Raw genomic sequence first — 300 nt, forward strand, 5'->3', positions numbered from 1 at the left:
AAAGTTCTACCATTGAACTACACCCGCATATAAGAATGAATGGTCGGGACGACACGATTTGAACATGCGACCCCCTGGTCCCAAACCAGGTGCTCTACCAAGCTGAGCTACGTCCCGATATATCGACTTCATTCTTTAAGTAAAAATGGCGCGGCCTCAGAGATTCGAACTCCTGACCTTTTGATTCGTAGTCAAACGCTCTATCCAGCTGAGCTAAGGCCGCACACTATGGTTTTGTGGAGGCGCCACCCAGATTCGAACTGGGGGTAAAGCTTTTGCAGAGCTTTGCCTTACCGCTTG

Annotated in this window: 2 tRNA genes; both read right to left on the minus strand. The window is 49.3% G+C overall.

Annotated features, from left to right (window positions below):
- Positions 1-40: 40 nt before the first annotated feature.
- Positions 41-117: transfer RNA gene (locus LUU93_RS21600), tRNA-Pro, on the minus strand.
- Positions 118-146: 29 nt separating this feature from the next.
- A tRNA-Arg gene (locus tag LUU93_RS21605) sits at positions 147-223 on the minus strand.
- Positions 224-300: the final 77 nt, after the last annotated feature.

The sequence above is a fragment of the Flavobacterium soyae genome, from assembly GCF_021245985.1.
Taxonomy (GTDB): domain Bacteria; phylum Bacteroidota; class Bacteroidia; order Flavobacteriales; family Flavobacteriaceae; genus Flavobacterium; species Flavobacterium soyae.